Below are 5624 nucleotides of genomic sequence, written 5' to 3' on the forward strand. Positions count from 1 at the left end.
CCTTTTTCTATGTTCTTTTTTCAATTTTGTAGAGCATTAGCTTGTGTTATGCCATCTTTAACAACGTGTATTAAATTTTATTAATCTTGAGATGAAGATATAAATTTAGTTCACTTACATCGTTTCAAGCTTACCCTCAGGATTGAGCAGCCAATATTTGTAATATTCAAATTGTTGTCTACGTAGCTCAACTTCCTTTTCAACAGCTTCTTTTAATTCTAGCATAGTATCAAGAATATGAGCTATACGTTTTTGTTCATCTAGAGAGATAACTGGAAACGGTAAATTTTTTAATAATGGCAATGTCAACTTAGAACGAGTTGGATTATTAACATACGGAGTAAAGTTTAAACTTCTCAGATAGTGATATGCAAAATTATAGTCTAAAACCTCTTCAATAGGTTTAACAATATGCACATGATCGTTTGCACAAAATCTACCTGAGAATCTACGTAATGAATATGGATAAAGACTAGTTGAACCATCTTGAGCAATTAACAGGAACTTACCATCATGTGTATAACCATCAACGTAATCAATGATCCCATTAGCTCCTTGATATGGAGTTTCTCCTTTAATTCTTGATAATGCTGGCACTGCTTTTCTATATCGACTATGAATTTCGCAGACATTCTCTAATTTTTGCTTTGGTAAGTTTGCTAGAGGTAGCATAAACTTATCCAAAATATTCCAGTATAAAGAATTAAGAAGCAGAACTTCGCAATAAGATGTATTGGGGTGCTTTAGATAAACTAATGGATTCTATCAAGAACGCTGATTCTCTACCTTTAATATCTGTATGTGATATTTTCAATAAATATAGAGATCCTATTGCTGCTACCAGAAGGGTTCACGGTAATACCCCTTATTATGGAGCGAATGGTATTATTGATTACGTTGATGGATTTACTCATGATGGAAATTTTATAATTTTAGCTGAAGCAGGAACTATAAGTGTACAACCATATTCCGTGCTTAGAGCTTATGGTAAATTCTGGGCGAATAATAATATTCAATATAATAAAACCAAAAGATGAAGTGATGGATTACAACTTTCTCTATCACTATTTAAGAAGTATAAATTTTCTTCCTTTCTTAAATAATCCATTTGCTAGACCCAGATTAACAGCAGCCTCGTTAAAATTAATACCAATACCAGTAATTCCTTTAGAAGAACAAAAACGCATAGCTCATATTATTGATACTATGCTCGAACTAAAAGAATCTGTAGAACAAGAAGTAGAACTACGTAGAAAACAATTTGAATATTACAAATATTGGCTACTAAATCCAGATGGTAAACTTGAAACCATGTAATTCTATGTATTCAAAACTAGTTCTATAAATTAAACGTACGTTATAAATTCTCATCTATAGTTTTATCGTTTAAAACTAAGATGAGAATTTTTTGACTTTAATAAAGATTGTGTGGTGTATCACTTTTTTTGTAGTTTTATTTCCTCTTCGTATTAGATAATGTCAGTATTTTTTTTCATCAAGATTTAAAACGAGAATATCTCAATACACAACTTTTAGTTACTTACAAAAATCAGTTTTATCTTACAAAATGACTAACTAAATTCCAAAAGCAATCTTCAAATATAAACCAATCGCTATCTAACTATCAAATACAAATAAGACGATATTTAAAAATGCTAAACTTTAAATAACTGGGTATAGCATGTATAAAATTGCTTACTCAGACACTAAATCTAATATGTATCTAAATTAGTCTCAAATTTTACAGACTTATTGTTTTTAATTTATTTATCTCAACTTGAAATAGCATTGCCGTAAGATTAAAATTTTGTTTTAAACATTTTACGATCTATACAATAGCAATGCTAAGGATTTAGGTATGCATAAAGCACGTCCTATCAAAATTATGTATTGCTTTGACCTCAGCTTTTGCTGCTATTAGCCTTTCTGCTTGTGGTGGCAGCGAAGGTGGTAGCACTTCATCATACAGTAGCTCAAGCTCTAACTCTACAAAAGTAACACCTCCAAATACCACAGCCGGTAATAAACAACCTGTTACTATTCCACAGCCTCAGCCACAACCACAACCTCAACCACAGCCTCAGCCACAAAAACCACAAAATCCTGTCGCAGGGACTTCCCCTACAAATTATTTTGATGACAAAGGTCAGTACATCTATAACAAACCTTATGTGATTGGAGCATCAAATAATCTTCCTCGCATTAGTGAATACGGTGATAATCCTCATAGAAATGCAGCTCATGAAACATTTGCAGAGCAACTTGTTTATGAAGATATGGCTAGAATATATCCTGGACAATCTAATAGCGTTCTAAAATTCATTTATGGTGTACACAATGCAGTTGGTTTAGTTAGACATTACTTAGGTTTGGTAATGTCAAGTACTTCAACTATTCATTTTGGAGAAGGTGAGACTCTTCCTTTTGATTACCATGTCAATACTACTCCCATTAAAGGTAGTCTTGTGAACGTTCTCTTAATTGATATTGGGATAGATCATACTCAAACCCCTTATACCAAAAATTCATCGGTTAGATATTTGCGGGAAAATCCAGACAACTATACTTTTACAGAGAGTAGAACGCCAATTGATTTAAAAACAACTAATCGACATGGAACTAGTGTTTTAAGAATTTTAGCTAAACGGGAGGATACTGATCCAATAGTTGTACATCTAGCTCCATACGCATATTATTATGCTGTGGAAATGGATCCGGCAAATAAGCGACTAATAAAAAACACTCGTCAAATAGATAAGGCTGCAAGTAATTATGACGAAATAATTTTCAAAAGCCTCCTTACAAAAGTAAAACCACATATTGTTAACCTATCTAATGAGGTTGTCGCTTATCCAGCAACTGAATCACAATATTCGCAACTTGACACTCCGTTGTACAAAACTCGATATAAACAACCTTTAGCATTTTTAAAATCCACTAACGATCCAGAAATTATTAACCTTGTTAATCGCTTATCCTTTGGGGTTATGGTTAATAGTGCAGATAAGGTTAAACGTCAAGCTTCAATAGTTTATAGTTATGCAATTGAAAAGTTTGCAGAAGAAACAACTGATAAAGTTAAAAAATACTCCAATAGATTACCAGTATTTGTAACTAGTTTTACCGATTACACTGATATCAACCTTAAAGATCGCAACGTTTATATTTCACCTTTATCTCTCGGTTGTGGTGCAGTTAAGGAAGACTGTTTAGTAGCTCCTTATTACTACTTCCATTCCGATGGCTTTGAAGATAAAACTAACCGTAAAAACCCTAAATTTTCTGTATCGGAAGGTACTAGTTTCTCAGCTCCAATAGTTTCAGGAATTGCTACTTTAGTACAAAATCAATTCCCTTGGATGAGCGCAAATAACATCAAAACCACCTTACTTACTACCGCTTATGATCTTTGAGAACCTGGTGTAGATGAGAATTTTGGTTGAGGGATGGTTAATGCTGAACTAGCATTACGTGGTCCAGCTGCATTTCTAAGCGATAACAACTTTATAGCAGACATGGATTTACATTCGGTAAATAATCATAATATGCGTTATGCATTTAGAAATAATATTTACGGACCAGGTGGACTTGAAGTATATGGTAAATACTCTAATCTTTTATATTTAATCGGCAATCAAAGTTACACTGGCGAAACAATCGTTCATAGCGGTAATTTCGTTTTTAGTAAAGATATGCACACCTCACGATCTATAATTGAAGACGCTGCAAATGCTTATGCTGACAATGCTACAATCAACACCCCACAAATTAGCGTAAGTAAAGGTGGTGGGTTATATTTAGTGCGTGTTAATGCTAATAAAATAGTAAACAATGGTGAATTACGTACGATTAATAGTAAAATTAATGAATTAGTATTAGGTAAAGATAGTAATTTACAAGTATATTTATCACTGTTTAAATGTCAGTTAACTGGTATAAAAGTTACAGGAACCGCAAAACTAGACGGTACTTATTTTGCTCGCTTACAGGAAGAAACATATGTCCCAACAACCGAGGAGCAAGAAGTAGCTATTTTAACAGCGGATAAAGGTATTACTGGTGATATTACATTCAAGCCAAAACGCATCGAAGAGGGGCGATCCAATCGCTATGTAACAATTCAAGCTAGTGACAGAAAATATGCTAATAATCTTTATGTCATTGTAAAACGTAAGTCTGGAACACAAGCTGCTCGTAGTGTAGCTTCATCTTTAAATTTAACGGCTGCTGATGCAAATATCTTATCTATTGGTGGTCAACAAACCGATAATATCTTCATTCAAGCTAATAAAAATTTAGCTGCTAGTGCAAATTCTCAAACGGCAAGCAATGACTTACAAAGTAGTAATGTAAACTCAACTATAGCTGTAAATCAACAAAACCGAGAAGATAGTGCACAAAAAGCTACAACAGCTTATACTCTTTACGGTAAATCTCAAACTAATGCTGTTACTCTAACAGCTGATGAGCAAGCACAAAGTAGTAACTCAAGTTCTGATCAAGATCAAATTCAAGCAGCAAATACAACGGATGAGCAATCAAGCGATGCAGTAGTTACTCTAGCAACTCGCATACAAAATGCTCAAGACTCTGAACTACTAGATTTATATGCTACAAATTCAGAGTATTCTATAGTAATTTACAGGCTACAACTAATGACGCAGCTCGTAAACAAAACTTAGATTTCACGCAAGTAGCAACAGGTCGTTATTTAACAGACGATCAAAAAGTATACGCTTACGTAAATACTTTAGCAGCAAGTGGAGATTGGAAACAAAACAACACTTCATTACGTGGTGATCTTAATATCTATGGTATGACTGCAGGAGCTTATAGTCAAAATGCAGGTCTAAACTGGGGTATTGCTGCAACTACATTTAAAGGAACTTACTATCAAGGCTTTAAAGGCTATGATCGTAAAGCTTCTAAAGGTGAAATCTCAAGTGTAGGTGTTAACTTAAGTGTTGGTAAAGCCTTTAATCGTGCTTATGTGGGTGGTAGTTTATACTTCAATCAACATAGCTTTGATAATACTCAACATTTAATTGATGATTACTACTTAGATAGTGACTTTAAGTTACGCACTGTAGGTTTAACCGCTAATGCTGATTATTTATTATTAGGTAACCAAAATTCTGGTTTAGAAGTTAATGGTGGTGCTACTCTTGAGTTCCATAGTCAAAGCAAATTCAAAGAATCAGTTAACAATGATACAGCTGCAAGTTTTGCGAAAAATGTAGCTTCACGTCATCATACAACTGGTTTTGTGCATGCAGGTCTTAAAGGATTTGTTACCTTTAATACTTGGGGCTTTAGCTCTACTTTAGATAGTGAACTAAAACTAAGCCAAAACATTAGTAGTAATCGCTTCAATGCACGTTTAACTGTTGGTACTGCTCTAGCTAATGGTTTTGATGCTAAATTCTTAGCAGACTTAACTATTGGTTATAGTATTAACATTAGCCCAAGCTTTAACATCCGTTTAGCTGGTGGCTATACTGTAGGCAGTAACTGGTCTAACACTAAAGCGAATTTAAGCTTAAGATACGGCTTTTAATTATTAATATCCCTTATGGATAATTTAATAATTTAATTACATATTCTAAAAAAGGAACAGGCTAAAA

The 5624-nt window shown here is 33.6% G+C and carries 6 protein-coding genes; 5 read left to right on the plus strand and 1 reads right to left on the minus strand.

All coding sequences use genetic code 11. From position 1 onward, the window contains the following. Window positions 1-114: 114 nt before the first annotated feature. Window positions 115-672 (minus strand): restriction endonuclease subunit S, encoded by a 558-nt coding sequence (locus CKF58_RS06155; RefSeq protein ID WP_119532027.1) that lies wholly within the window; start codon window positions 670-672, stop codon window positions 115-117. Between the two features lie 56 nt (window positions 673-728). On the opposite strand from CKF58_RS06155, the gene CKF58_RS06160 reads away from it, so the two are divergent. From CKF58_RS06160 to CKF58_RS06180, 5 genes are all read left to right on the plus strand, one after another. Beyond that, the gene (locus CKF58_RS06160) at window positions 729-1037 is read left to right on the plus strand and encodes a restriction endonuclease subunit S (RefSeq protein ID WP_119532029.1); all 309 of its coding nucleotides are present in this window, start codon (window positions 729-731) and stop codon (window positions 1035-1037) included. After that, a complete protein-coding gene (locus CKF58_RS06165) occupies window positions 985-1317 on the plus strand; it encodes a restriction endonuclease subunit S (RefSeq protein ID WP_119532031.1) in 333 nt (110 codons plus the stop codon). The genes CKF58_RS06160 and CKF58_RS06165 overlap by 53 nt, the downstream gene beginning before the upstream one ends. A 578-nt stretch (window positions 1318-1895) precedes the next feature. Continuing rightward, window positions 1896-3413: a S8 family serine peptidase gene (locus CKF58_RS06170; protein ID WP_119532033.1), complete on the plus strand. Its 1518-nt coding sequence runs from the start codon at window positions 1896-1898 to the stop codon at window positions 3411-3413. Window positions 3414-3446: 33 nt separating this feature from the next. Continuing rightward, window positions 3447-4682, plus strand: a complete 1236-nt coding sequence (locus CKF58_RS06175; RefSeq protein WP_119532035.1) for a hypothetical protein — start codon at window positions 3447-3449, stop codon at window positions 4680-4682. A 134-nt stretch (window positions 4683-4816) separates the two neighbouring features. Beyond that, entirely contained in the window at window positions 4817-5557 is a 741-nt protein-coding gene (locus tag CKF58_RS06180) for a hypothetical protein (RefSeq protein ID WP_119532037.1), read from the plus strand. Window positions 5558-5624: the final 67 nt, after the last annotated feature.

The sequence above is a fragment of the Psittacicella hinzii genome, from assembly GCF_003585935.1.
GTDB lineage: Bacteria > Pseudomonadota > Gammaproteobacteria > Enterobacterales > Psittacicellaceae > Psittacicella > Psittacicella hinzii.